Raw genomic sequence first — 22,918 nt, 5'->3', positions numbered from 1 at the left:
TTATGCACGCCGCCGGGGCGGCGATCAAGGGGCCTCAGGCCCGCGGCTCCAGAAGGTCCCAGCGATTGCCGAAAGCGTCTTCGAAGACTGCGACCTTGCCATAGGGTTCCGCACGCGGCGCCTCGAGGAAGTGTACGCCCGCGGCGGCAAAGCTTGCGTGGTCGCGGTCGAAATCGTCCGTATGCAGGAAGAAGCCGACGCGGCCGCCCATCTGGTTGCCGATCGCCTGCTGCTGGCGTTCATCGTCGGCGACAGCAAGCAGCAGGCCGCTTTCGCCGGCGCCTTTCGGACGCACCACGACCCAGCGCTTGTCGGCGTCCAGCGTGACATCCTCGACGAGATCGAAGCCGAGTTTTCCGCAATAGAAGGCGATGCCCGCATCGTAGTCGGGCACCAGCAGCGAGACGAGGGCGATGCGCTGTCTCATTCGGCCTCCGCCGGCGGCAGCTTGCCGCGGCCGCGCTTCAGGTTGCGCCTGAGCATGCCGAGATCGGCGCCGCCGATCAGGAAGGCGACGGAGAAATAGACCACCATGGCAAAGCCGATCAGCATGCCGAGTGCCGACAGCTGCTCGAAGAGCGTCGATGTCGGCGCCAGACGGTGCGCGAGATAGCCGGAGGCATATTCGAGCGAGACGGCCATGACGACCGTGGCGATCAAGAGCCGCCCGACACGCCAGGCGAGCGCCTTTTCCAGCGGCCAGTGACCACGGCGCACCAATGTCACGAAGAGCAGCAGCGCGGTGATCCAGCCTGAGACGGTTTCGGCGGTCGCAATGCCGCGCTCGTAAAACAGCGGGAAGAGCGAGACGGCGAGCACGCAATTGATGACCACCGACAGCATGGTGATGCGCATCGGCGTCTTGGTGTCCTCGCGGGCGAAGAAGCCGGGGTTCAGCGCCTTGATCATCACGAATCCGGGCAAGCCGAGACCGTAGATGGCAAGCGTTCCGGCGACGACGGAGGTGGTTTCCGGGCTGAACGCGCCACGCTCGTAAAGCACGCGCACGATTTCGTCGGAGATGACCCAGAGCGCGCCGGCGGCCGGCAGCGTCAGGAACAGCACGAATTCCATCGAGCGGTTCTGCAGGTTGCCGGCCTCGCGTTCGTGGCCGCCCTTCAGCGCGCGCGCCAGCTCCGGCAGGAGCACGACCCCGACGGCGATGCCGACGACGCCGAGCGGCAGCTGATAAACGCGGTCGGCATATTGCAGGGCGGAGATCGCGCCGTCCTTGGTGGAGGCGATCATCTGGCCGATCAGCTGGTTGATCTGGGTGATGCCGCCGGTGATCGCCGCCGGGAAGGCGAGCCAGAGCAGGCGCTTGACGTTCGGCGTCATGCGCGGGCGGCGAAAGCCGATCTTCATGCCGGCATGGCGCACGCCGGCATAGAGCACCGCCATCTGCAACAGGCCGGCGGCGAGCACGCCCCAGGAGAGATACCAGGCCACCTGAAGCGGCGACGCGCCCTCCCAGAGGCCATAGCCCAGCGCGCCGATCAGCACGACATTGAGAAAGACCGGCGCGACGGCGGCGGCGAAATAGTGGTGCAGCGAGTTCAACATGCCCGACAGCATCGCCGTCAGCGACATGCACATGAGATAGGGGAACATGACGACGGCGAGTTTCACCGTCACGTCGAATTTTTCCGCATCGTCCACGAAGCCCGGCGCGATGACCCAGGCGACGATGAGCGGCATGAGCAGCTCCATCGCGATGGTCAGCATCAGGAGAACCGAGAACAGGACGCCAAAAACCTCTTCGGAGAAGCGTTTCGCCCCGTCGAGACCGCCCGCCTCGATCTCCTTGGCGAAGAGCGGCACGAAGGCGGCGTTGAAGGCGCCCTCGGCAAAGAGACGGCGGAAGAGGTTGGGGAAGCGGAAGGCCGCATAGAAGGCATCGGCCATCGGGCCGGTGCCGAGGGCGGCCGCCATCAGGGTCTCGCGCGCAAAACCGAGCACGCGGCTGCCAAGCGTCGCGCCGCCCACCGTCGCGAATTTTTTCACCAGACTCATTGTTGTGCCTTGACCCTTTTCGGTGTGGCGGGAACCGGCGCGATCATGCCCGACGGCATGCGGTCGCGCAGCTCGTCCGCCTCGTCGGCCATCACGGCCTTCAGCCGGGCGACGATATTGGCCTGCCGGTTGTCGTTGGTGACCTTCTGCCCGACGAGGTCGGTGACGTAGAAGGTATCGATGACCTTCTCGCCGAAGGTGGTGATATGCGCCGAGGCGATGTCGAGCGAGAGATCGGAGAGCACGGCCGTGACCTCGGACAAGAGGCCCGGACGGTCGAGGCACTCGATCTCGATGACGGTGAACTTGTTCGACAGCGTGTTGGAGATCGTCACCGCCGGCGAGACGGTGAAGGTACGGCTGCGCTTGCGGCTTTTGGTGCGCGTCGCGATCACCTCCGGCAGGCGCTTGCGGCCCGACAGCACGTCCTCGATCATCCGCCCGATCGTGCCGCCGCGGCGCGTCTCGTCGGCGTCGTTGAGGAATTCGCGGTTGACGAGGATCGTGTCGAGCGCCCTTCCGTCCGAGGTCGTGAAGATTTGCGCGTCGACGATATTGGCGCCGGCCGCCGCACAGGCGCCGGCAATGACCGTCAGAAGGCGCGGATGGTCGGGCGACAGCACGGTGATTTCGGTGATGGCGTGGAAGGAATGCGTGCGCACCATGGTCGCCAGCGTGTGCCCCGCCTTGTCGGTCTCGCGGATGAAGGCCGCATGGCGCACCTGATCTTCCAGCGACACCGTCAGCAGGTAGGGATCGTAGTGCAGCTTCGTATAGGTCTTACGGTCCTTCTGGCTCCAGTCGGCCGGCAGTGTGTCCGACAGGATCTGCCGTGCCGCCTGAGCGCGCTCCTTGCGCGACAGCTCGGAGAAGCCGCCGGAGATCAAGAGTTCTGTTTCATAATAGAGGGTGCGCAGAAGCTGGCCCTTCCAGCCGTTCCACACGCCGGGACCGACGGCGCGGATGTCGCAGACGGTCAGCACCAAGAGCATCTTCAGCCGCTCCATCGACTGCACCTTCTCGGCGAAATCGACGATGGTCTTGCGGTCGTTGAGGTCGCGGGTCTGCGCGACCATCGACATGGTCAGATGTTCCTCGATCAGCCAGACGACGAGCTCCGTCTGCTTCGGGGTCAGGCCGAAGCGCGGGCAAAGCTTGCGGGCGACCCTGGCGCCGGCCTCAGAATGGTCCTCCGGCCGGCCCTTGGCGACATCGTGCAGCAGCACGGCGACGTAGAGCGGAATCTTGTCCTCGATCGAGGGCATCACCTGATAGCTCAGCGGATGCGCCTCTTTCTCACGGCCCTGGTCGATATTGGCGAGAACGCCGACGGACCGGATCAGGTGCTCGTCGACCGTGTAGTGATGATACATGTTGAACTGCATCATCGCGACGATCTTGCCGAATTCCGGAATGAACCTGCCGAGCACCCCGGCCTCGTTCATGCGGCGCAAGAGAAGGGCGGGATCGCGCGGCGAGGTGAGGATCGACAGGAAGAGGCGGTTCGCCTCATCGTTTTCCCGCACCGCGCCGTTGATCAGCCCGAGCGAGCGCGTGACCAGCTTCAGCGCATCCGGGTGGAATTCCAGGCCGTTGAGATCGGCGATATGGAAGAGCCTGATGATGTTGACCGGATCGCGCTTGAAGACATCGGGATCGGCGATCGTGATGCGGCCGCGATCCTCCAAAAAGTCCAGCGTTCCCGCAATCTTGCGCGTGCGACGGGTGAAGCGGCTGATGACGGCGGTGATGCCGGGCGCTTCCTTGGCCTGCTGGTCCTCCAGCGTCGCGCAGAAGATGCGCGTGAGGTCGCCGACATCCTTCGCCACGAGGAAATAGTGCTTCATGAAGCGTTCGACAGCCGAGAGGCCGGGATGCGGCTGGTAGCCGAGGCATTCGGCAATCTCGCGCTGGATGTCGAAGGACAGCCGCTCTTCCGCCTTGCCCGTCAGAAAATGCATGTGGCAGCGCACGGCCCAGAGGAAATCGTCCGCCTTCTGGAAGAGTTTGTATTCCTGCCGCGAGAGCACGCCGAGCTTCACCAGCTCGGCCGGGTCCTTGATGTGGTAGAAATATTTGGCGATCCAGAACAGCGTGTGCAGGTCGCGTAGACCGCCCTTGCCTTCCTTGACGTTCGGCTCGACGAGGTAACGCGTGTCGCCTGCCTTGCGGTGGCGCTCGTCGCGCTCGGCAAGTTTTGCCGCGATGAATTCCGGGCCGGTGCCGCGCACGATCTCGCGGTCGAAGCGCAGCGCCAGCTCCTCGAACAGCGAGGCGGAGCCGCCGATATAGCGCGCTTCGAGGATCGCCGTGCGGATCGTCATATCGCCCTTCGAGAGCGTGATGCATTCTTCCAGATTGCGCGTGGCGTGGCCGACCTTGAAGCCGAGATCCCACAGAATGTAGAGCATGAACTCGATGGCCGGCTCGCTCCAGGCGGCGGGCTTGGCCGGCAGCAGGAAGAGCAGGTCGATATCCGAACCCGGCGCCAGCGTGCCGCGGCCATAACCGCCGACGGCCGTCACCGTGATGCGGGTCGCAGGCGGCGCCTGGCCGGCGCTGAAGACGTGGTTCAGCGCGAAATCATGCAGCACGGAAATGAGTTGGTCCTGCAGCCAGGAAATGCGCGCGGCGCATTGCAGGCCGCTGCCATCCACGAAGAGCAGTTCGCGGGCGCGTTCGCGACCGGCTGCATTGACCTTCTTGAACTCCGCCAGAAGCGCACCGCGCATGCGGTCGCGATACTCGGCATTGGTGCTGGCGATGAATTCGCATTTGGCGCGCAGCGCCGGCACGTCGAGAAGGCCGGACTCGGCCGGTGCCAAGAGCTTGTGTTCCATCAGATGCCGGCCTGCTTCCCGTCCATCGCCCGTTCGGTTCGCATGCCTATAGACCCTTTCGGCACGCGAGGACAATGATTCTAGCCGCTACCGATTGCCAAGTTCTTTCTTCAGCGCATAGAGCGCGTCCAACGCCTCGCGCGGCGTCATGTCGTCGGGGTTGAGGTCCTTCACGAGCGTCTCGACCTTCGACGGGCCGGCATCGCGCTTCGCCTCCTCGCGGCGCACCGCAACCTGGAACAGCGGCAGATCGTCGATGAGCTGGCTTGCCGGGTTCTTGCGGTCGGCATCCTCGAGCTTGGCGAGCACATCCTTCGCCCGCGCCACGACCGAGGCCGGCAGGCCTGCAAGGCGTGCGACCTGAATACCGTAGGACCGGTCCGCCGCACCGGGACCGACCTCGTGCAGGAAGATCACGTCGCCATCCCACTCCTTGACGCGCATCGTGGCATTGGAAAGGCGGCCGAGCTTTTCGGACAAAACCGTCAGCTCGTGGAAATGCGTGGCGAAGAGGCCGCGGCAGCGATTGCCCTCATGCAGATGCTCGACGGAGGCCCAGGCGATGGAGAGACCGTCGAAGGTGGCGGTGCCGCGGCCGATCTCGTCGAGGATGACGAGCGAGCGCTCGGTCGCCTGGTTGAGGATCGCCGCCGTCTCGACCATTTCCACCATGAAGGTCGATCGGCCGCGCGCCAGATCGTCGGATGCGCCGACGCGTGAGAAGAGACGGTCGACGATGCCGATATGGGCGCTTTCGGCCGGCACATAGGAGCCCATCTGCGCCAGGATGGCGATGAGGGCGTTCTGGCGCAGGAAGGTCGACTTACCGCCCATGTTCGGGCCGGTGAGCAGCCAGATCGCGCCATGGCCTTTGCTATCCGTCGGCGACAGGTCGCAGGAATTGGCGACGAAGGCGGCGGCGTTCTGGCGGCGCAGCGCCTGCTCGACGACCGGATGGCGGCCGCCGACAATGGCAAACATCGTCGAATTGTCGACCACCGGGCGGCAATAGGCCTGTTCCTCGGCAAGCGCCGCCAGGCCGACCGAGACATCGACGACGCCGAGCGCGCGGGCGGCGGCCTTGATGGCTTCCGCCTCCGAAACGACGGCCTCGACCAGGCCGTCGAAGGCCGCAAGCTCGATTGCGAGCGCACGGTCGGCGGCGTTGGCGATCTTGGTTTCGAGTTCCGACAGCACCGTCGTCGTGAAGCGCATGGCGCCCGCCATGGTCTGGCGGTGGATGAACCGGGCCTTCGCCTCATCGCCATCCGTAAGCGCCGAGGCATTGCCGGCGGAGACCTCGATGAAATAGCCGAGCACGTTATTGTGCTTGATCTTCAGCGACTTGACGCCGGTCTCCTCGGCATATTGCAGCTGGAGGCCAGCGATGACTCGGCGGGACTGGTCGCGCAGCGCCCGAACCTCGTCCAGCTCCGCATCCGCCGCCGCGCGGATGAAGCCGCCGTCGCGCTTCAAAAGCGGCAGCTCGTCGGCCAGCATGAAGGACAGGCGGTGCGAGAGATCGATCGGCAGGGCGGCAATGGCCGTACGGGCGCCAGCAAGCTCGCCGTCGAGATTTTCGCCGCCCATCAACGCCGCGATCTCCGCAGAAGCTGAAAGACCTTGCAGGATCGCACCGAGATCGCGCGGACCGCCGCGGCCGAGCGCGATGCGCGACAAGGCACGCGGCATATCGGGCAGGCGCTTCAGCGCCCGGCGCAGGTCTTCGCTGAAGGAGGGGCGATCGGCCAGCGTCGAAATCGAATCGAGGCGGGCGTTGATCGCCTCCGGATCGGTCAGCGGCGACATCAGGCGCTCGGAGAGCAACCGCGCGCCGCCGCTCGTGACGGTGCGGTCGATGGCCTTCAGCAGCGTGCCGCTGCGCTCGCCCGACTGCGTGCGGACCAGTTCGAGATTGGCGCGGGTCGCGGGATCGATGAACAGCGTCGAGGCCGAGCTTTCACGCTCCGGCCGGCCGAGCGGCGGGCGTTCGGCGATCTGGGTTTTCTCGACATAGGCGATAGCCGCGGAAGCCGCCGCGAACTCGGCGCGTGAAAAGCTGCCGAAACCATCAAGCGTCGAGACGCCGAAATAGCGGGCGATGCGGCCTTCCGCCGTCGCGCTGTCGAACAGCACGGACGGCTGAGGCACGGCAACACGTCCCAGCACATCGAGCACGGGGCGGAATTCCGGATCGTAGAACAGCGTATCCGGCACGATCAGTTCACGCGGCTCGATACGCAGGATATCGGCGAGGAGCTGGCTTTGCGCGGTCTCCGACAGGCGGAAGATGCCGGTGGAGATATCGATCCAGGCGAGCGCCATCGACGGCTCGGCTCCGCCGCGGATGCGTGAGACGGCCATCAGATAGTTGGCGTCCGACGGCGACAGCAGCTTTTCCTCGGTCAGCGTGCCCGGCGTGACCAGGCGCACGACATCGCGGCGCACCACCGACTTGGAGCCGCGCTTCTTCGCCTCGGCCGGGTCTTCCACCTGCTCGCAGACGGCGACGCGGAAACCGACGGAAATCAGCCGCTGGAGATAATCGTCGGCCGCATGCACCGGCACGCCGCACATGGGAATGTCGAGACCCATATGCTGGCCGCGCTTGGTCAGCGTGATGCCGAGCGCACGCGAGGCATCCACCGCGTCTTGGAAGAACAGCTCGTAGAAATCCCCCATGCGGTAGAACAGCATGCTGTCGGGATTGGCCGCCTTGATCTCGATATACTGCTCCATCATCGGCGTCGCCGAGGCGCGGCTTTCGTCGCTGGCAAGCTCAGATGTCGAGAGGATATCGTTCGGGCGCACGATCTGATCGTTCACGGAGATTCTGTTTCTTCTAAAACGAGGGGTCTGTTCTTCCCAAAAAAGAGGTGTCACCCTAGCCACGCGGCGATATAGAAAACAACAGCTGTCCGCAGCTATGGGCTTATCGCCCACAAGAGTGTGAAGGGGGGACTATGCCGGGAACTGACAAAACCGATCGCCAGAGGGCAACCGTTACGGACAAGGAAGCACTGGACTTCCATTCGTCCGGCCGTCCCGGCAAGCTCGAGATCACGCCGACCAAGCCGATGGCCACGCAGCGCGACCTGTCGCTCGCCTATTCGCCCGGCGTCGCCGTGCCCGTCAAGGCCATCGCCGAAGACCCGGCAACCGCCTATGACTACACGACGCGCGGCAACATGGTCGCCGTCATCTCCAACGGCACCGCCATTCTCGGCCTCGGCAATCTCGGCGCGCTCGCCTCCAAGCCGGTCATGGAAGGCAAGTCGGTGCTCTTCAAGCGCTTCGCCGACGTCGATTCCATCGACCTGGAAGTCGACACGGAAAATGTCGACGAGTTCATCAACTGCGTGCGCTATCTCGGCCCCTCCTTCGGCGGCATCAACCTCGAGGACATCAAGGCGCCCGACTGTTTCATCATCGAGCAGCGCCTGCGTGAACTGATGGACATCCCGGTCTTCCACGACGACCAGCACGGCACCGCCATCATCGCCGCCGCCGGCCTGATCAACGCGCTGGCGCTGACCGGCCGTGACTTCAAGACGACCAAGCTCGTCTGCAACGGCGCCGGTGCTGCCGCCATCGCCTGCATCGAGCTCATCAAGTCGATGGGCTTTGCACCCGACAACGTCATTCTCTGCGACACCAAGGGCGTCATCTACCAGGGCCGTGAAGACGGCATGAACCAGTGGAAATCCGCCCACGCCGTCAAGACCGACCGCCGCTCGCTCGCCGAAGCCATGGTCGGCGCCGATGTCGTGTTCGGCCTCTCCGCCAAGGGCGCCTTCTCCGAAGAGATGATCCGCTCCATGGCGCCGCGCCCGATCATCTTCGCCATGGCCAATCCGGATCCGGAAATCACGCCGGAAGAGGTCGCCCGCATCCGTGACGACGCGATCGTCGCGACCGGCCGCTCGGACTATCCGAACCAGGTCAACAACGTGCTCGGCTTCCCCTACATTTTCCGCGGCGCGCTCGACGTTCGCGCCTCGACCATCAACGACGCGATGAAGATCGCCGCAGCCGAGGCCCTTGCCAAGCTCGCCAAGGAAGACGTGCCCGACGATGTCGCCGCCGCCTATCAGGGCGTGCGTCCACGCTTCGGCGCGCAGTACATCATCCCCGTGCCGTTCGATCCGCGTCTCATCTCGGCCATTCCGGTCGCCGTCGCCAAGGCGGCGATGGAGACGGGCGTCGCGCGCAAGGACATTACCGATCTCGACGCCTATGCCCGCGACCTGCGCGCCCGCCGCGACCCGATCGCCTCGACGCTGCAGCAGATTTATGCCCGCGTGCGCCGCCAGCCCAAGCGCGTGGTCTTCGCCGAGGGCGAAGAAGAGCAGATGATGCGCGCCGCCATATCCTATGTGAACGAGCAACTCGGCACCGCCATCCTGCTCGGCCGCGAGGAGCATATGCGCGAGACGGCCGAACGTGCCGGCATCGACCTCGATCGTCCCGGCATCGAGCTGGTCAACGCGCGCATTTCCAAGCGCAACAATGTCTATATCGACTATCTCTATGCCCGCCTGCAGCGGAAGGGTTTCCTCTACCGCGATGCCCAGCGTCTGATCCACAACGACCGCAATCACTTCGCGGCCTGCATGGTGGCGCTCGGCGATGCCGACGGCATGGTGACGGGCCTGACGCGCAACTATTCGACCGCACTCGAAGACGTGCGCCGCTGCATCGATGCCAAGCCGGGCCACCGGGTCATCGGCGCGTCGCTGGCGCTCTGCCGCGGCCGTGCCGTTCTGGTCGCCGATACCGCCGTGCATGACATGCCGTCCTCGGAAGAACTGGCCGACATCGCGGAGGAAGCCGCCGGCCTCGCCCGCCGTCTCGGCTATGAGCCGCGCGTCGCGATGCTCGCCTACTCGACCTTCGGCCATCCCTCGGGCGAGCGTTCGGAACGCGTGCGCGAAGCGGTCAAGATCCTCGACCGTCGTCGCGTCGATTTCGAATATGACGGCGAAATGGCGGCCGATGTTGCGCTCAATCCGCGCATCATGGAGCAGTATCCGTTCTGCCGCCTTTCCGGCCCCGGCAACGTGCTGGTCATGCCGGCATTCCACTCGGCCTCGATCGCGACCAAGATGCTGCAGGAACTCGGCGGCGCCATGGTCATCGGCCCGCTGCTCGTCGGCCTCGACAAGTCCGTGCAGATCGTCTCGATGGGCGCCAAGGACAGCGACATCGTCAACATGGCGACGCTTGCCGCCTACAATTCCGGCGTCTGACCCTCTACGTCGTACACGTTCCCTCAGGGCCTTGTCGCAGCCGCGGCAGGGCCCTGAAGCTTTTATACGTGCAAAAAACCGCCCGCCCCGGAGGCCGGGAACGGGCGGTCAAATCAAGCTATACTGACCTTGATGCAAAAGGATTAGCTGGCGAAACGACCCGCGTCCGCCCCGTAGTAGTTGAGGTAGCGGCCGGAGATCTTGCCGATCGGCAGCACGATCAGCACATCCGTCGTGTTGAAGCCGTGATCGACGACCGCACCGGTGCCGACGGTCGCGCCGAGGCGCAGATAGCCCTTGATGAGCGGCGGCATGGCAGAGAGCGCCTTGCGGGCATCGATACCTTCAGGCGGCACCAGATCCATGGTGCGGAAGAGTTCCGGGCGAGCCGAAACGCTCCACTCGTCCTTCGCCTGCACATTGTGATGCAGGAAGGACAGCGCCAGCGCATGCTCTTCCGGCACGATGCCGTGGAAGGAGGCGCAGCCGAACATCACGTCGATGCCGTGCTTCAGCGCATAGGCCCAGTTGCCCTGCCAGAGCAGCTCGACCGTGCGCTTCGTGCGATAGGCCGGCAGCACGCAGGAGCGGCCGAGCTCCATGAAGCGCTTTTCCGGATGCTGGGCGATCAGCGCGTCGACATCGAATTCCGACTGGGAATAGAAGCCGCCGGAGACCGCCGCAACATCCTGGCGCAGCAGGCGGTAGGTGCCGACGATCTGCTCTTCCGCGTCGCCCTCGATGGAGGTGTCGAGCACCAGCAGGTGATCGCAGACCATGTCCCAGGCGTCGATGTCGCGCTTGCGGCGCACGGCATCGGAGGACAGGCGGGCATTCATTTCCTCGGCGAACACGCGGTAGCGCACGGCCTGGGCGGCGTCGATCTCGGAGACCGAGCGGGCGATGCGGGTTTCCAGATTGCCGATGCGGCCGAGCACGTCCGTTCCCGAACGTCCCGCGACCGGGGCGGTCTTCTGGGCGATCTCCACCGGGGCGATGGTCTGGGCAAGGTCGAGCGTCATGGCAGTATACCCGTTGTCAGGAACTTCGTGGGGTTTAACCACGATTCTGCAACAAGATAATGACGCAAGTCCGGCTTGAGAAGATCAGACTGTCACAGAACGGCTAAGACGGGCGATTTCGGCAATCAGCCGCATCGGATCGGCGGGCTTTGCCAGCACGGCTTCAGCGCCGACGGCCAGCAGTTCCTCGGCCAGCCCCGCGCGGCTGTCGGCGGTGAGCACGATCACCGGCAGGCGGGCATTGCCATAGTCGCGCTGCACGATGCGGGCGATCATCTCCTTGCCGTCACCGCCGGGCATGCCGAGATCGGTGACGATGAGATCGGCCGCGAACGGCCCGGCATCGGTGGCGCCGGCAAGGGCGGAGACGAGGGCCGGATAATCCGGGACGTGGCGCACCTGATGACCCGCCCGCTCCAGCACCGAGCGCACCAGCATGGCATTCACCGGATCGTCTTCCGCAAGCAGGATGCGCGCGCCGGTCATAGGCGCCGGTGTCGGATCGGCCTCAAGCGGCAGGTCCTTGAGGATCGGCCTGTTATCGTTGATCGCGTCGCGCACCTCGATGCCCTTCATGCGGCCGCGCAGTACCTCGACGAGCGAACGCTCGCGCAACGGCCGGATCAGCCAGGAATCGTAGCCCTCGCCATTGCCGATGGCGCGGCCGGTGCGCTCTTCCGGATTGACGAGATAGATGCGGCGGGCGCGGCTGTCTTTGATGACGTTGAGGTCGGCGAGCTCGCGGCGGAAGGCGCCGGCAAGCCTGTTGTCGACGATGATGTCGGTCAGCGCCGCATTGCGGCCGGCAAGACCCTGCAAGAGATCGAAGGCTTCGTCGATGGAACTGGCGAGATGGCAGGTGCCGCCGAGCGCATCGATGGTGCGCACCAATGCCTTGGATGCCGGGCCGGCGGGAGCGAACAGGAAGACGAGGCTGCCCTTCAGCACGCCCTTGCGCGAGACACCGGGCATCTTCTTCGCATCGACGGGCATGCGGATGGTGAAGGTGGAGCCCTTGCCGGGCGTGCTTTCGAGCGTCAGCGCACCGCTGGCCTCGTTGAGGATGCGGGCCGAGATGGCAAGGCCAAGACCGGTGCCGCCGCTGCGCTGGGCCGCACTTCCGGTCTGCTCGAACTCCTCGAAAATACGCGCCTGTTCCTCGGCATTCATGCCGGGGCCGGTATCGGTGACGCGGATGACGACCGCACCGTGCTCCAGCGTGGTTTCCAGCGAAACGCCGCCGGTATGGGTGAATTTCACGGCATTGCCGACGACATTGTAGAGCACTTGGCGCAGGCGGGCCGCATCATAGGTCAGGAGGCCCGGCACATCGGGCGAGACGAACGAGCCGATCTCGATGCCCTTGTCATGGGCGCGGTGCGACAGCATTTCAACGACGCTTTCCAGCATCGGCCGCACCGGTTCTTCCGACGGGCGCAGCTGGAAGCGGCCCGCCTCGATGGTCGAGAAATCCAGCAGGTCGTCGACGAGCTGCACCAGCGCATGGCCGGACTGGCGGATGCCGGCCAGATAGTTCTTCTGCTCGGCCGTCAGGCGGGTCTGGCCGATCAGGTGCGACATGCCGAGAATGCCGGACAGAGGCGTACGGATTTCGTGGCTGACGGTGGCGAGCAGGCGCGACTTGGCGGCACTCGCCTCCTCGGCGCGCTGGCGGGCGCGTTCGCGCTCGCCTTCCGCACGGCGCTCTTCCGTCACATCGCGGGCGATGGAATGCACGACCAGATCGCCGGAGGCGGGATCGCGCACGGTGACGTCGTGCCAGGAATAGATGCGCTTTCCGGCGGGGCCGTTCACATCGACATCATAGCGATGGGCGATCGCCTGCGAGCGGAAGGAAAGACCGATGGCCTCGCAGGTCTTTCCTTCGATATCGGTGAGGCCGGTGAGGTCGGACAGCACGGCATTGGCACGAAGGATACGGCCGTCGAGCGCGCGCATCACGACGATGTCGCCGAGCACGTCATGAATGGCCGAAAGGATTTGCGAGGTCTCGCTGCGCTCCCAGGACTGGTCATGGTCCGTCTCGGCAGCGGCCGGGCGGCGGGTGCGATAAAGGAAAACGGCCCCCGCGATGCCGGAAAGGCCGAGTGCGATGGCAGCGATATAGAAGCCCGTCACCATGCCGGTCGCCAGAACGAGGGCCGCCGAAAGCAGGCCGACGCCGGCAATCACGCTGCGGATCGTCGCGTGGCTTTCCGGCTCCGGACGCGGCACGACGATATCGGCCTCGACGTCGAGGGAGACGGGCGCGTCCTCCGCGGAACGGGCGCGGGTGGAACGGCGCGGCGCTTCGGCAAATTCGGCCTGGAGCCGGTTCTGTAGCTTGACGGGTTCGCTCATAACGATCCGCTTATCACGCGGACCGTTCAAATCGGCTTCAGCAAGTCGTTAAAATCTTAGCGATCCCGGCGGCGCAGCAGAAGCAGCTCGTCGAGGATGACGAGGCCGGCGCCGATGGTGATGAAGCTGTCGGCGAGATTGAAAACGGCAAACGACCAGGTCTCGGTGTAGAACAGCACATAGTCGATGACATAGCCGAACAGCGCGCGGTCGATCAGGTTGCCGAAGGCACCGGCGATGATGAAGGCATAGCCCGCATGCGCAAGGCCGCGCTGCTTCGGCGTCTGGCGCCAGAGCCAGATGACGAAGCCGACGACGAAGAGCCGGAGCGTTACGATGAACCAGCCCTCCATGCCCGACAGCATGGAAAAGGCGACGCCGTAATTGTAGGTGCGGTAGAGCGCCAGCATCGGCACGACATGCACCGCTTCCTGGAAGGGCAGCCACATCTCGACGGCAAACTTCACGGCCTGGTCGAGAAGAAGCGCGAGCAGGATGAAGACGACGACCGGCAGCGGCCGCGACATCAGGGGAATGCGGTCGTTCATGCGCGCGCGTCCAGCGTTAGCAGATGGCGGCGCGCCTCGAAGAGCATGACGCCCGTGGCGATCGCGAGATTGAGCGAATCCGCCAGCCCCACCTGCGGGATGCGGGCGAGCGCATCGGCCTCGCGGGCGAGCTCTTCCGGCAGGCCGGACTGCTCGTTGCCCATCAGGAGCACGACGGGTTTCTTCCTGTAGTCGATAGTGCGGTAATCGACGGCGCCGGCGAGATGCGTCGCGACGACGGAGACGCCTGCACCCTTCTTCCATGAGAGGAAATCCGCCACGCTGGTCTTCACCAGCGGCACGGCGAAGACCGAGCCCATGGTGGCGCGCACGGTTTCCATCGAGAAGGGATCGGTGCTTTCGCCGACGAGGATGACGCCGCTCGCGCCCGCCGCATCGGCCGTGCGGATGATCGTGCCGAGATTGCCGGGATCGCGCACGCGGTCGAGCGCCACATAGGTCTCGCCGTTCTGAGGCTTGAGGTCGCGCAGGCTCGTCCAGCGCTGCGAAAAGATGCCGACGACCATCTGCGGATTGTCGCGCCTTGTGATCGAGGCGAGCACCTTCTCGCTCACCTCCAGCACCAGACCGCCGCGCGCCACCGTCTTCGTCGCGCATTGCACGACCTGCGGCTTGTCCTTGACGTTCTTGGCATAGACCAGCGTCTTGATCTCGAAGCCGAGTTCCAGTGCGTCGATGACGAGCTTCAGGCCTTCGGCCATGAAGCTCCTGGTCTCGTCGCGGTCCTTCTTGTTGGCGAGCGCCTTGATGTCCTTGACGATGGGGTTCGAAAGGCTCGTGACCTCCTTCACCTGACCGACGCGGCGGCTCCCGTGGTGTTCCTGGCTCATGCGCTGATCCATCGGCTGAAGAGGGAGGTGGAAAGCGCGCGGCCGGCTTCCTTGCCGTCCGTGCCGCTCTCGCGGATGACGAGCTCGCCCGATTCCACCGTGCCGCCGGCGCCGCGCATCGTCTCGCGCATCAATTCATGGATGGAATAGAAGCTCGCGCGGATCGAATAGGCCGTCAGCACGAGGCCGATCGCCTTGGGCGACAGGATCTCGCGGCAGATGTCGAGCATCAGCGGCAGGTGATCAAAGAGATGCCAGACCTCGCCGTTCGGTCCGCGGCCGAATTTCGGCGGGTCGGTGAGGATGATGTCGTATTTGCTGCCGCGGCGCTCCTCGCGCTGGATGAATTTCATCGCATCCTCGCAGATCCAGCGGATCGGCAGCTTGTCCATGCGGCCCAGCGTCTGGTTTTCGCGGGCCCAGCCGATCGCCTTTTTCGAGGCATCGACATGGGTGACTTCCGCACCGGCGGAAGCGGCGACGAGCGAGGCGACGCCGGTATAGCCGAAGAGGTTCAGCACCTTGACCGGCCGCCCCGCCGTCTCGACCTTCTCCTTCATCCAGCTCCAGTGGGCGAGCTGTTCGGGGAAGACGCCGACATGGCGGAAGGCGGTGAAGCGGCCGTGGAAATCGACGCCGAGCAGCTGCATCGGCCAGGTCTCGCCAAGGGCGGCCCTCGGGAACTTCCAGCGCCCCATGCCGTCCTCGTCCGTGTCGCCGGTGAAGAGTGCATCGGCCTTGTCCCAGATGCTGTCCGGCAGGCTGCGCTGCCAAAGCGCCTGGGCCTCGGGGCGCACGATGCGATAGGGACCGTATTGCTCCAGCTTCTCGCCGGCACCGCTGTCGATCAGACGATACTGGTCGGAGCCGGCGGTCTCCAGGATGACGGGCAGGCGTTCGGCTGGCTTTGCGCCCTCGCGGCGCATCAAAGGACGGGCTGGCAGCTCAGGGGCCGGGCGTGTCTCCTTGCTGGGAGCGGGCTTCGAGGCGGGCGTTTTGGCGGCCGGCGGTCTGTAGGCCTGCGCATTGGCAGGCGTACGGGCTTTCACGGGCGCGGCGGGGCCGCTCTTCGGCCGGCGGGGTCTGTCCTTCACGATGGTCGTCCGTCGTCGGTTGGATGGGGTGCCGGCAGCGCCGGAAAACAAGCGGCTCCCATACCATCCCTCCCCCACTTGGCAAAGCGCTTTCCGATTGCGATAAATTGAACCTCTGAGGGAGGATCGATCATGGACATGACCGGCGAAGAACGTATTGCCGCACCGCGCGACGCCGTATGGGCAGCACTCAACGACCCGGAGATCCTGAAAGCCTGTATTCCGGGCTGTCAGTCGCTGACGATGAAATCGCCGACGGAGCTGGAAGCGACCGTGAAGATCAAGATCGGCCCTGTTTCGGCAAGCTTCAGCGGCGAAGTGACGCTTTCCAACCTCAACCCGCCCGAGAGCTACACGATTTCAGGCGAGGGCAAGGGCGGCATTGCCGGTTTTGCCAAGGGCGGCGCGGATGTGCGGCTCACCGAAGATGGTGACGGCACGATCCTCGCCTATGACGTGAAGGCGCAGATCGGCGGCAAGCTCGCCCAGCTCGGCTCGCGCCTCATCGATTCCTCGTCGAAGAAACTCGCCACCCAGTTTTTCGCCGATTTTGGCGCGCGGCTGAACGGCGCGCCCTGACCTATTTCGCCGGGAGTACGGCCTGCGAGGCGATCGCCTCGGCGCGGGTGCGGTGCTTTTCGGCCTCCGTGTGCCACTTCATGGCTTCGACCGCCTCGACACGGGCACGCTTGCGGTGCTTGCCCTGGGCGAACCAGGTGGCGAGCGAGCCGACGACAAGGCCGAAGATCACGGCGAGGAAGAGATAGACGAAGAACGGTGCGGTCACCGACAGCACGCTGTCTTCCGGCCGGAAGGGATTGAGCGCCAGAGTCACGGCCTGGCGGTTCGCCACCGACAGCACGATCAGCACGATGGCGATCGGCAGAAGCACGAGGACGTTGACTATTCTCTTGATCATGGCGTCACCTGTCTGGCGCGAAGCCCTCAGTCGTCCTGGTCGGCCTGACCCGGATTGAGGCGCTCGCGCAGTTCCTTACCGGTCTTGAAGAAGGGAACCCACTTCTCCTCGACGAAGACCGCATCGCCCGTGCGCGGGTTGCGGCCGGAGCGCGATGGGCGGTTCTTGACGGAGAAGGCGCCGAAGCCGCGCAGCTCGACGCGGTTTCCACCCGCCAGCGCATCGGTGATCTCGTCGAGCACCGCGTTGACGATGTTCTCGACATCGCGGTGATAGAGGTGGGGATTGCGCGCGGCGACAATCTGAACCAGTTCCGACTTGATCACTTTATCCCCCTCAAAAATTCTTGTTTTTCAATCACGATCAACCTGCCAAACCGAGACCAGACCGTCAAGAAACAACTTTTCGCCGGTCAGCTTTTCGATCGTCGGTTGAAGGTCGAGCGGCAGGCCGAGGATGGAGCGAGCAAATTCGTGAATGCTGCCGGACAGGAAGGGGAAGCCCGACCGGCTCGGCGCGTCGTAGTCGACGAAGGGAAGGTCGGCGGCCACCTTGCGTCCGTCGAGATAGGCGCGGATCGCCTCCGGCCCGCCGAGCGTGTCGACCAGCTTGTTTTTCAGCGCCTGCCGGCCGGTAAAGATACTGCCGTCGGCCAGCCGCACCACCTCGGCGCGCGGCAGCTTACGGCGTTCGGCGACGAGATCGACGAACCAGTCGTAGCTGTCCATCACCATGGCGCGGATCATCGCCTTGGCGTCCTCGCTTGCCGGGTGGAAGGGCGAGGGCTCGGCCTTCAGCGGCGCGGATTTGATCTCTTCGAGGGATACCCCGATCTTGTCCATCAGGTCCTTCATCTGCGGATACTGGAAGAGCACGCCGATCGAACCGGTGATCGAGCTTTCACCGGCAATGATCGTGTCGCCGGCCGTCGCGATCATGTAGCCTGCGGAGGCGGCGAGCGTGCGCACATCGGAGACGACAGGCTTCTTTTCCGCCACCTTGCGCAGCGCCTTGTAGATGACCTCGCCGCCATAGGTCGTGCCGCCGGGCGAGGAGATCGTCACGACGAGCGCCTTCACGCGGTCGTTCCTGGCGATGCCGTCGAGCCGTTCGAGAAGCTCGGCATCGTCCTGGATGATGCCGGAAATCTTGACGCGGGCGATGTGATCGACCGCGCCCGTGTCCTTGCGGCCCCAGCTTACCGCAATAAAGATGCCGGCAAGCGCGATGACAACAGCCGCAATGCGCCAGAAGGTCAGCTTGCGGCGCAATTGCCGGCGGTCGGCGATGGTGGCGTGATCCATTCCCTGTCCTCAATATGCTGGCTTGATGTCAGCTGGGCCGCGAAACGTGGCTTGCCGAAAGCCCTATCGATATGGCATTCCCGGCGCAAATGGCAATTCGTCGCTGAAGTTTCTTGCACATCCATTGTTTGTTCAGGAATAATCGCCATATGGGCCCCGTTATGCATTGGGCCCGTCGCTTCCGCGAGTGAAGGCCGGACGGCTCGAACCAAGCAGGCAGAATGCTCAACAGCGTGGCAGAGGCACCGACAGGTGCACAGGGCATGAATGTTTCCGCCGAGGCGTATCGTCTCGCCAAGCGGCATTCTTCGCGCGTGCGCCTGTTGAAGGTGGCCCTGCCGGTCGCAGCCCTTGTCATCGGTGCCATCTTCGTCGCCGTCTCGATCGTGCGCACCTGGATTCCCGCCGACCTGCAAGTCGAAAGCGCCTCCATCGAGGACGGCAAGATCGTCATGCTCAATCCGGCCATCTCGGGCCGCAACGATGCGGGCATCAGCTATTCCATGAAGGCCGAACGGGCGCTGCAGGACATGAAGCAGCCCGACGTCATCACGCTTGAAAACATCAAGGCGAAAATGCCGGTCAACGAGACGACGGTTGCCGAAGTGGTGGCCGCAACAGGCATCTACGACCGCGGCAAAAACCTGCTCGACATGGTCGCGCCCTTCACCATCAATCTCAACACCGGTCTCGAAGCCGCCTTCCGCTCCGCCCATCTCGATATCAACGGCGGCAGCATGCAGACGACCGAGCCGGTTTCCATTCGTTCGCCGGAAGCATCCATTGTTGCGCAGTCGCTGCGAATGACGGATAAAGGCCGGACCGTCGTCTTTGAAGGTAAGGTCGTCGTCGACGTCGATCCCGCCGCCATCCGCAACCGAGAAAAGTAAGAGCGCCATGTTCGCCAGTCTCTCCGCCCCTGTCCGGGCAGCCAGCCTTTTCGTTCTTGCCGCCGGCCTCGCGCTCGTCTCGGTTCCTGCCGGTGCGCAGCAGACCACGAGCCGCATGAAGGGCATGCAGCTTTCGAACGATCAGCCGATCCAGATCCAGAGCGACAAGCTCGAGATTCAGGACCAGCAGAACAAGGCGGAATTCACCGGCAATGTGAAGGTCGTGCAGGGCACGACGACGCTGCAGGCCGGCAAGATGATCGTCTTCTACAAGTCGGGCGGCGGCTCGGTGGCCAGCGGCGATGCGGACATCGAAAAGATCGACGTGTCCGGCAAGGTCTACCTCAAGTCCGGCACGCAGGAAGCGACCGCCGATACCGGCACCTTCAACCTCGTCAACGAGACGCTGCTCTTGAAGGGCGACAAGGTGGTGCTGTCGGAAGGCAAGAACGTCTTCGTCGGCTGCCAGCTTGCCGTGACCATGCGCACCGGCGAGGCCAAGCTCGACGCCTGCGGCGGCCGCGTCATGATCCAGCTCGACCCGAAGTCGCGCAAGACGACGAACTGATAGCCATCCCGTGTCTTTGCCCCTCCTCTCCCGGCTGACGCGCCGCCCGAAAAAGGCCGCGCAGGACGCCCACCACACCGCTGATCTCTCGCGCTACGAGGGAACGCTCATCGCGCGCGGCCTGACCAAGACCTATCGCGACCGCCGCGTCGTCAACGGCGTGTCGCTCGTGGTGCGCCGGGGCGAGGCCGTCGGCCTGCTCGGCCCGAACGGTGCCGGCAAGACGACCTGTTTCTACATGATCACCGGCCTTGTGCCGGTCGACGAGGGTTCGATCGAGATCAACGGCAATGACGTGACGACGATGCCGATGTATCGGCGCGCCCGTCTCGGCGTCGGTTACCTGCCGCAGGAAGCCTCGATCTTTCGCGGCCTGACGGTCGAGGACAACATCCGCGCCGTGCTGGAAGTGCACGACAAGGACAAGGCGCGGCGCGAGCAGAAGCTCGACAGCCTGCTGGCCGAATTCTCGATCTCGCATCTGCGCAAGTCGGCAGCCATCGCGCTTTCGGGCGGCGAGCGCCGCCGTCTCGAAATCGCCCGCGCGCTGGCGACCGACCCGACCTTCATGCTGCTCGACGAACCCTTTGCCGGCGTCGATCCGATCTCGGTCGCCGATATCCAGGCGTTGGTGCGCCATCTCACCTCGCGCGGCATCGGCGTGCTGATCACCGACCACAATGTGCGCGAAACGCTCGGCCTGATCGACCGCGCCTATATCATCCATGCCGGCGAAGTGCTGACGCATGGCAGGGCGAACGACATCGTCAGCAATGCCGATGTGCGCCGCCTCTATCTCGGCGACAATTTCAGCCTCTGAGGCCGATCTTCACCATCCGCGCAGCCGGCGCTTGACCAAACCTCTCAAAAAAGCAATTTTTGGGCCAGTTGGATTTCAGCCGCCGGCCGTGATGGTTTTGCGCGGACTTTTCCAGGAGTAGCGCGTCCGCATGGCCCTCGCCGCAAGCCTTTTTCTGCGCCAAAGCCAGTCGCTGGTGATGACACCGCAGCTGATGCAGTCGATTCAGCTGCTCCAGATGACGCATGTCGAGCTTACCCAGTTCATCGAGCAGGAACTCGAGAAAAACCCGCTGCTCGAGATCGCCTCAAGCGAGGACGGCGTGCGCGAGCGCGGCGCCGACGATTATTCCGGCGGCAGCGACGAGCATCCTCATGCCGAAAACCTAGGCAGCGACGAAGGCTTCCAGCCTGATCTCTATGACAGCGCCACGGCGGGAGGCGCCGACAGCGCGCCGGAGGCCTTCGACGGTGGCCTCGACAATGTCTTCCCCGACGATGCCGGCCCGCGCGGTGCGGATGCGCCGGAACTGCTCGGCCAGTGGAAATCCATGCCCGGCGGCGGCGAGGATGGGGAGGCCTACGACCTCGACGACTTCGTGGCGAGCCGCAAGACGCTCGCCGACGTGCTCAACGAGCAGATCCCCTTCGTGCTCCCCGCCCCGATCGACCGGCTGATCGCCCAGCATCTCGTCGACCAGCTCGACGAGGCCGGCTACCTCCAGGGCAGCACCGCCGAGACGGCGCTGAGGCTCGGCAAGCCCGTGGCCGAGATCGAGCGCGTGCTGGCCCGCCTGCAGGAACTCGACCCGCCCGGCGTCTTTGCCCGCTCGCTCAGCGAATGCCTCGCCATCCAGCTGAAGGCGCGCGATCGGCTCGACCCGGCCATGGCCATGCTCGTCGACAATCTCGAACTGCTCGCCCGGCGCGATTTCGCCACACTGAAGAAGCTCTGCGGCGTCGGCGAGGAGGATCTTCTCGACATGCTCGCGGAAATCCGCAAGCTCGACCCCAAGCCCGGCACGCGCTACGAGACGAGCGCTTCGGAAGCTGTGATGCCCGATATCGTGGTGCGTGCGGCGCCCGACGGCAGCTGGCAGGTGGAGCTCAATCCCGACACGCTGCCACGCGTCCTGGTCAATCGCGACTACCATGCCAGCGTCTCGCGCCACACGGGCCGCAACAGCCAGGATTACACATTCCTCAACGAATGCCTGCAAACAGCCAACTGGCTGACGCGCAGCCTCGACCAGCGCGCCCGCACCATCATGAAGGTGGCGAGCGAGATCGTGCGCCAGCAGGATGCTTTCCTGATGCATGGCGTCGATCACCTGCGGCCGCTGAACCTGAAAACGGTCGCCGAGGCGATCAAGATGCATGAATCGACGGTGAGCCGCGTCACCTCGAACAAATACATGCTGACGCCGCGCGGCCTGTTCGAACTCAAATATTTCTTCACCGTCTCGATCGGCTCGGCGGAGGGCGGTGATTCCCATTCCGCCGAGAGCGTACGCCACCGCATCCGCACAATGATAACGCAGGAATTGCCGGACGCGGTTCTCTCCGACGACGACATCGTCGACATCCTCCGCAAGGGCGGTGTGGAGCTTGCCCGCCGCACGGTCGCAAAATATCGCGAGGCGATGAACATTCCCTCCTCCGTGCAGCGCCGGCGCGAAAAGCGGGCGCTTGCCAGGGCCGCCGCGTCCTGACGAAAACGCTGGAAAACCGGCACTTCCGGTTGACGGACGTTAACAATGGCTGAATCCGCCAATTGACTTCGCAAACGGGAAGGGCTAATGCGCGCCCCAATTCCGAAGGGAAGAAATACCGGACTTCCAAACATATCCCCGGTTTTCTCTAGCGTGCGGTGCAGCATAGAGCGCATGCGTGAAAAGCTTGGAACACAGATGAGGTTGGAATAGACTGGTGCGCGCAAATCATGAAAGAGAGGTAGCCTCCATGAGTGTGCGTGTGTCCGGTAAACATATGGAAATCGGTGACAGCTTCCGCCAACGCATTGAAGAGCAGGTGGAAGAGGCCGTAACCAAATATTTTGACGGAGGATATTCGAGCCAGGTCACCGTGGAAAAAGCGGGATCGCGGTATAGTGCCGACTGCAAGGTCCATCTCGATACAGGGATGGCGTTGCAAGCCAATGGCGAAGCAAATGATCCCCTCGTGGCCTTCCAATCGGCCTCGGAACGGATCGAGAAGCGCCTGCGTCGGTACAAGCGCAAACTCAAGGCCCACCACAATGGCAACGGTCACGACGCCTTTGCAGAAGTGGCCTACACGGTGATGGATTCGGTCCCCGACGAAGACGACGAGCTTCCCGAGGACTATGCACCGACCATCGTTGCGGAAAGCACGAAGAAACTGCGGACCATGTCCGTCGCAGGCGCCGTCATGGCGCTCGACATGACGGACGATCCGGTTCTTCTGTTCCGCAGCGCCGGGT

At 64.3% G+C, this 22,918-nt stretch carries 19 protein-coding genes; 7 read left to right on the top strand and 12 right to left on the bottom strand.

All coding sequences use genetic code 11. The features are described 5' to 3' along the window. Positions 1–34: 34 nt before the first annotated feature. From ACOZK4_RS12900 to mutS, 4 genes are all read right to left on the bottom strand, one after another. Complete coding sequence (locus ACOZK4_RS12900; RefSeq protein ID WP_421592213.1) at positions 35–427, bottom strand: VOC family protein; 393 nt, start codon at positions 425–427, stop codon at positions 35–37. Next, the gene (murJ, locus tag ACOZK4_RS12895; RefSeq protein ID WP_421592212.1) at positions 424–2,013 is read right to left on the bottom strand and encodes a murein biosynthesis integral membrane protein MurJ; all 1,590 of its coding nucleotides are present in this window, start codon (positions 2,011–2,013) and stop codon (positions 424–426) included. The genes ACOZK4_RS12900 and murJ overlap by 4 nt, the downstream gene beginning before the upstream one ends. Continuing rightward, on the bottom strand, positions 2,010–4,853 hold the full coding sequence (locus ACOZK4_RS12890) for a [protein-PII] uridylyltransferase (protein ID WP_421592211.1): 2,844 nt from the start codon (positions 4,851–4,853) through the stop codon (positions 2,010–2,012). Before ACOZK4_RS12890 ends, murJ begins: the two co-directional genes overlap by 4 nt. 87 nt (positions 4,854–4,940) lie before the next feature. Continuing rightward, positions 4,941–7,679, bottom strand: coding sequence for a DNA mismatch repair protein MutS (gene mutS / locus ACOZK4_RS12885; protein WP_421592210.1), 2,739 nt, complete (start codon positions 7,677–7,679; stop codon positions 4,941–4,943). A 137-nt stretch (positions 7,680–7,816) separates the two neighbouring features. On the opposite strand from mutS, the gene ACOZK4_RS12880 reads away from it, so the two are divergent. Then, positions 7,817–10,102: an NADP-dependent malic enzyme gene (locus ACOZK4_RS12880; protein ID WP_421592209.1), complete on the top strand. Its 2,286-nt coding sequence runs from the start codon at positions 7,817–7,819 to the stop codon at positions 10,100–10,102. Between the two features lie 143 nt (positions 10,103–10,245). Here ACOZK4_RS12880 and ACOZK4_RS12875 read toward each other — a convergent pair whose 3' ends face one another. The 5 genes from ACOZK4_RS12875 to ACOZK4_RS12855 form a co-directional block, all read right to left on the bottom strand. Next, positions 10,246–11,124 carry a GNAT family N-acetyltransferase gene (locus ACOZK4_RS12875; protein WP_117367695.1) on the bottom strand — a complete coding sequence of 293 codons (879 nt, stop codon included), beginning with the start codon at positions 11,122–11,124 and terminating at the stop codon, positions 10,246–10,248. A gap of 84 nt (positions 11,125–11,208) precedes the next feature. Then, positions 11,209–13,485 (bottom strand): ATP-binding protein, encoded by a 2,277-nt coding sequence (locus ACOZK4_RS12870; RefSeq protein WP_421592208.1) that lies wholly within the window; start codon positions 13,483–13,485, stop codon positions 11,209–11,211. A 56-nt stretch (positions 13,486–13,541) separates the two neighbouring features. Next, the gene (gene lspA, locus ACOZK4_RS12865) at positions 13,542–14,033 is read right to left on the bottom strand and encodes a signal peptidase II (RefSeq protein WP_298100556.1); all 492 of its coding nucleotides are present in this window, start codon (positions 14,031–14,033) and stop codon (positions 13,542–13,544) included. Continuing rightward, positions 14,030–14,884, bottom strand: a complete 855-nt coding sequence (locus ACOZK4_RS12860; protein ID WP_421592207.1) for a TrmH family RNA methyltransferase — start codon at positions 14,882–14,884, stop codon at positions 14,030–14,032. Before ACOZK4_RS12860 ends, lspA begins: the two co-directional genes overlap by 4 nt. After that, the gene (locus ACOZK4_RS12855; RefSeq protein ID WP_421592206.1) at positions 14,881–15,978 is read right to left on the bottom strand and encodes a class I SAM-dependent methyltransferase; all 1,098 of its coding nucleotides are present in this window, start codon (positions 15,976–15,978) and stop codon (positions 14,881–14,883) included. Before ACOZK4_RS12855 ends, ACOZK4_RS12860 begins: the two co-directional genes overlap by 4 nt. A gap of 132 nt (positions 15,979–16,110) precedes the next feature. Here ACOZK4_RS12855 and ACOZK4_RS12850 point away from each other — a divergent pair, with 132 nt between their 5' ends. Beyond that, a complete protein-coding gene (locus ACOZK4_RS12850; protein WP_117367689.1) occupies positions 16,111–16,557 on the top strand; it encodes an SRPBCC family protein in 447 nt (148 codons plus the stop codon). Between the two features lies 1 nt (position 16,558). Here the strand turns inward: ACOZK4_RS12850 and ACOZK4_RS12845 are convergent, their stop codons facing one another. Genes ACOZK4_RS12845 through sppA form a run of 3 tightly spaced genes read right to left on the bottom strand, consistent with a single transcriptional unit; the run spans position 16,559 to position 18,201 of the window. After that, entirely contained in the window at positions 16,559–16,897 is a 339-nt protein-coding gene (locus ACOZK4_RS12845) for a DUF1049 domain-containing protein (RefSeq protein ID WP_313529832.1), read from the bottom strand. Positions 16,898–16,923: 26 nt separating this feature from the next. Continuing rightward, positions 16,924–17,223 (bottom strand): integration host factor subunit beta, encoded by a 300-nt coding sequence (locus ACOZK4_RS12840; protein WP_023513227.1) that lies wholly within the window; start codon positions 17,221–17,223, stop codon positions 16,924–16,926. 27 nt (positions 17,224–17,250) lie between these two features. Next, positions 17,251–18,201, bottom strand: a complete 951-nt coding sequence (gene sppA, locus ACOZK4_RS12835; protein ID WP_421592205.1) for a signal peptide peptidase SppA — start codon at positions 18,199–18,201, stop codon at positions 17,251–17,253. Positions 18,202–18,422: 221 nt separating this feature from the next. Between sppA and lptC the strand changes: the two genes are divergently transcribed. The 5 genes from lptC to hpf all read left to right on the top strand — a co-directional run. Next, positions 18,423–19,091: an LPS export ABC transporter periplasmic protein LptC gene (lptC, locus tag ACOZK4_RS12830; RefSeq protein ID WP_421592204.1), complete on the top strand. Its 669-nt coding sequence runs from the start codon at positions 18,423–18,425 to the stop codon at positions 19,089–19,091. A gap of 7 nt (positions 19,092–19,098) precedes the next feature. Then, positions 19,099–19,659, top strand: a complete 561-nt coding sequence (locus tag ACOZK4_RS12825; protein WP_313529824.1) for an LptA/OstA family protein — start codon at positions 19,099–19,101, stop codon at positions 19,657–19,659. A gap of 34 nt (positions 19,660–19,693) precedes the next feature. Beyond that, complete coding sequence (gene lptB / locus ACOZK4_RS12820; RefSeq protein ID WP_409530390.1) at positions 19,694–20,479, top strand: LPS export ABC transporter ATP-binding protein; 786 nt, start codon at positions 19,694–19,696, stop codon at positions 20,477–20,479. Between the two features lie 130 nt (positions 20,480–20,609). Continuing rightward, positions 20,610–22,169 (top strand): RNA polymerase factor sigma-54, encoded by a 1,560-nt coding sequence (gene rpoN / locus ACOZK4_RS12815; RefSeq protein WP_421592203.1) that lies wholly within the window; start codon positions 20,610–20,612, stop codon positions 22,167–22,169. A 250-nt stretch (positions 22,170–22,419) separates the two neighbouring features. Beyond that, positions 22,420–22,918: ribosome hibernation-promoting factor, HPF/YfiA family (gene hpf / locus ACOZK4_RS12810; RefSeq protein WP_421592202.1), on the top strand; the 499-nt coding region annotated here is incomplete at its 3' end.

The organism is Shinella sp. M27 (genome assembly GCF_049199905.1).
Taxonomy (GTDB): Bacteria; Pseudomonadota; Alphaproteobacteria; order Rhizobiales; family Rhizobiaceae; genus Shinella.
The sequence above is the reverse complement of the archived record's forward strand: the minus strand, read 5'-3'. Positions and strand labels throughout refer to the sequence as shown.

What these genes read in the sequence shown, in the direction of transcription:
- ACOZK4_RS12825 (WP_313529824.1), top strand. Translation starts at nt 19,099, where the DNA reads ATGTTCGCCAGTCTCTCCGCCCCTGTCCGGGCAGCCAGCCTTTTCGTT.
- rpoN (WP_421592203.1), top strand. Translation starts at nt 20,610, where the DNA reads ATGGCCCTCGCCGCAAGCCTTTTTCTGCGCCAAAGCCAGTCGCTGGTG.
- murJ (WP_421592212.1), bottom strand. Translation starts at nt 2,013, where the DNA reads ATGAGTCTGGTGAAAAAATTCGCGACGGTGGGCGGCGCGACGCTTGGC.
- ACOZK4_RS12875 (WP_117367695.1), bottom strand. Translation starts at nt 11,124, where the DNA reads ATGACGCTCGACCTTGCCCAGACCATCGCCCCGGTGGAGATCGCCCAG.
- ACOZK4_RS12900 (WP_421592213.1), bottom strand. Translation starts at nt 427, where the DNA reads ATGAGACAGCGCATCGCCCTCGTCTCGCTGCTGGTGCCCGACTACGAT.
- sppA (WP_421592205.1), bottom strand. Translation starts at nt 18,201, where the DNA reads ATGGATCACGCCACCATCGCCGACCGCCGGCAATTGCGCCGCAAGCTG.
- ACOZK4_RS12870 (WP_421592208.1), bottom strand. Translation starts at nt 13,485, where the DNA reads ATGAGCGAACCCGTCAAGCTACAGAACCGGCTCCAGGCCGAATTTGCC.
- ACOZK4_RS12845 (WP_313529832.1), bottom strand. Translation starts at nt 16,897, where the DNA reads ATGATCAAGAGAATAGTCAACGTCCTCGTGCTTCTGCCGATCGCCATC.
- lspA (WP_298100556.1), bottom strand. Translation starts at nt 14,033, where the DNA reads ATGAACGACCGCATTCCCCTGATGTCGCGGCCGCTGCCGGTCGTCGTC.
- ACOZK4_RS12880 (WP_421592209.1), top strand. Translation starts at nt 7,817, where the DNA reads ATGCCGGGAACTGACAAAACCGATCGCCAGAGGGCAACCGTTACGGAC.
- ACOZK4_RS12860 (WP_421592207.1), bottom strand. Translation starts at nt 14,884, where the DNA reads ATGAGCCAGGAACACCACGGGAGCCGCCGCGTCGGTCAGGTGAAGGAG.
- lptC (WP_421592204.1), top strand. Translation starts at nt 18,423, where the DNA reads ATGCTCAACAGCGTGGCAGAGGCACCGACAGGTGCACAGGGCATGAAT.
- ACOZK4_RS12890 (WP_421592211.1), bottom strand. Translation starts at nt 4,853, where the DNA reads ATGGAACACAAGCTCTTGGCACCGGCCGAGTCCGGCCTTCTCGACGTG.
- ACOZK4_RS12850 (WP_117367689.1), top strand. Translation starts at nt 16,111, where the DNA reads ATGGACATGACCGGCGAAGAACGTATTGCCGCACCGCGCGACGCCGTA.